Below are 3,144 nucleotides of genomic sequence, written 5' to 3'. Positions count from 1 at the left end.
CGATCGGAATCGGCCGGCAACGGCGTGCTTTATCCATGGAAGGTGCGGCCAGATGGCCAAGCAAAGCGAGCAAACCGATCATCGCCCGATCCGCAGCATTCTGCGCCGATTGATTCTGGCGCCGGCGGCCTGGTCGTTGATCTGGCCGATGCTGCTGTTGATCGGCTCGTACCTCGCCTACTCACGCTGGTACGCCGAGCATTTCGCCCAGGCCTACGGAAGCGTGGATCCGCAATCGATCACGATTTCCCCGCCGCATGAGTACGTGCGGACCGATTTGGTGGCGGAGGTCTATGACGAAACCCGGTTGACCGAATTGTCGCCGGCCGATCGCAGTGTGACCGCGAAACTGGCGTCGGCCTTTGCCAGCCACCCTTGGGTCAAACATGTCCATCGCGTTCGAAAACTGCCGTCGGGCAAGTTCGAATTGGACTTGGATTACCGCCAACCGGTGGCGGCGTTTCATGTCACCGGGGGCGAGAAATGGAAACAGATGATCGCCGAGCACCTGAAAAGTCTCGGCTATCCGGTCTCGGACGTGAACGGTTATCTGCCGCTCGATGGCGAGGGGATGCTGCTGCCGACGGCCGGATTGACGTACGACGATGCGATGGAATTGATTCACATCGAAGTCTGGGAGCTGTACCCGACCGGCAACGAGGGCACGCCATTTGGCGACCGCCGCGTGGAGTCGGCGGCGTTGTTGGCCAAGCTGCTTTCCGCCGTCCGCGATCAAATCCGAATCGCCAAAATCACCGTCAGCGGTGACTCACGCCTGAATCTGGTGCCCCAATTGGAAATCATCACCGGCGACAACACCCACCTGTTTTGGGGCAGCCCGCCGGGCATGGAACAACCGCGGGAACGAGACGCACGAGCGAAGCTGATGGACCTGTTGAGCGGAAACTACGTCCCCGGCGGAGACCTCAGCATCGCCGCCGGCACGCCATCGTCGCTGCGATAGCCGGCAAGGGAATGCTGCGATAGCCGGAAACAGACGCATGAAACGCATCACAGCGTCTTCAGGAACCTGAGCCCGAACTGGCCGTAGTCGAGTCCATCGACGTCGCCATCCCGATCGGCGTCAAATTGCGCGTTGAAATCCGGTGAGGTGTTGGGCCGCAGGAACGACAATCCGAAGCGTCCGTAATCTTGTCCATCGACGTCGCGATCCCCATCGGAATCGCCGAACAGGCGAAAGAACGCGTCGGCACGATCGACCGCGCCGGCGTCGGTGCCGAACAACAGATCGTTGCGCATCGGATAGGGTTCGACGGCCAGTGACATCGCCGCGGACGATCGCACGCGGAGTTCATAGTTACCGTCGTCTAGCACGACGGGGACGCCGGCGGCGTCTTCGAGGGTCAGCAAGACTTCGGTGCGACCGTTGAAATCCACCGGCGTCGCCTGGATCGATTCGACAGACTGGCCGGTGGTGACGTTTCGAATCTCACAGGCCTGCGAGAGCGATGGATGGTCGACGCGTTGGTTGTAGACGACCGTGACCGAATCGAGTTGGCTGCGCGATCCGGCACCCTGGTTGACCTCGACCCGCTCGACGCGGAGATCGGTCGCCAGTCCGGACACGGGGACGCTGAACACGGACTCGTTGGCGTCATTGCTGGAGATCATGATCGTCGCGTTTCGCCGTCCGGCAGCGGTCGGATCAAACGTGGCGTCGAACGTCGTCGAATCGCCCGGTCCGACCAAGACCGCGGGGGACCGCGTGATTGAAAAGTCGTAGCTGTGGGTTCCGAAGATCGCGAGCGACGACAGGTACAGATCCATGCCGCCTTCGTTTTCGATCGTGAACGTTTGCGTGTGAGAGTCGGCTTGGACATCGACCAATCCCATGTCGGTCCCGTTGCCGATCATCGCCGCAGCGCCGTCGACGATCGACAATCCCTGATTGCCGCGCAACGTGATCTCAGGCAGGACAGGGTCATCGTTGATGATCTGGCCGTCGGCGCTGAAGGCGACTGGATCGACTTGATACGTTCCGCCGGTCGGAACGTACAACTCGATGGTGTAGGACTCATCAGGCTCCGAATCGGTGTCACCGCGAATCTCGATTTCCAGTGACTGAGACGTCTCACCGATCTCAAAGGAGACCGATCCGGATGCGGGAGAAACGAAATCCTGAAGATCGGCCGACATCATGCTGCCGACGGGGAAGATGCGTCGCCAATGGACCTCGTGGGCTTGCGTGGGCAGTCCGGCGCGAAGGATGGTGAACTGGTGCGTCGAACCGGTCCCCTCATCCCCTTCGTTGGCGATCGTCGCGGTCGCTTCGATGGAATAGATCGACACGATTTCTTCGACTTCCATGGCGGCAACGCGATCGGCCACGGCATACGTTGCCGCGTCCACGATGTGCACTTCAAAGAACTCAGAGCCTTCGGCAGTTGCGTCGTCAACGATCGGGATCAGCAACGTCCCGCTGCCGTTGAGCATCGAAACGGTTTGCCGTAGCGGTCCGCCGAAATCCGCGGGCTCGGTCGAGTTGGGAGCCGGCTGGCCCGGCGCCGATTGACGCACCGAACGAACTTCGACGATCACATCGCCGTCGCCGCCAGCGCTGTTGGTGAGCGTGAATTCCGCCTGTTCACCCTCGGCAACCGTTGCCGAGGCGGCGGTGATCGAGACCGATGCGATGCCGGGATCGACGATCGTTCCGCTGATCCGATACTGACCCAAGCTGCCGTAGTCGCTGTAACCGAGCGGGTTGGCCACGGTGTACGGCGCCGGCATCGGCTCGACCACGGCGTCCAGTGCAGCGTCGTAGGTTCCGTCGCGTGGGACGCCGTCGATCTTGAGGAAATAATCACCTGCGGCAAGCGGAATGTCTTGCAGGGAAGCCGACAGCGATGTTTGGGGATTGGAATCGACGAGGAAGGTGCCCGAGGAATCGTACAGTCCCGCCCACACATCAAGGTTCGGTTTGTAATCGAGTACATCGATCTGCAGCGAGACGTTGCCACCACCGGTAGAGAATTGAAACCAATCGACGTCGTCGTTTCGTTCGATGATGCCGAACGCATCGACGGCGACCGAACCGGATTCGCGGAGCGGCGAGGCGGAGGAAGGATCGTTGGCGTGGTCGTCCGCGGTGTAAGGGAAATTGGAACTGCGGGTGATCCGTTG

At 61.0% G+C, this 3,144-nt stretch carries 2 protein-coding genes; one reads left to right on the top strand and one right to left on the bottom strand.

Annotated elements, in window-relative coordinates; translation table 11 throughout:
- Nucleotides 1-964 (top strand): hypothetical protein (locus tag ABX749_RS27425; protein WP_372898833.1); only part of this gene is annotated, 964 nt, incomplete at its 5' end.
- 47 nt (nucleotides 965-1,011) lie between these two features.
- Here ABX749_RS27425 and ABX749_RS27420 read toward each other — a convergent pair.
- Nucleotides 1,012-3,144, bottom strand: a 2,133-nt coding sequence (locus ABX749_RS27420; protein WP_372898832.1) for a choice-of-anchor D domain-containing protein, incomplete at its 5' end; no start/stop codon positions are given.

Origin of the sequence: Stieleria sp. (assembly GCF_041595215.1) — a bacterium.
In the GTDB taxonomy this organism is placed as follows: Bacteria; Planctomycetota; Planctomycetia; order Pirellulales; family Pirellulaceae; genus Stieleria; species Stieleria magnilauensis.
Note: the sequence above shows the minus strand (reverse complement) of the source record. Positions and strands in the feature narration are given on the sequence as shown.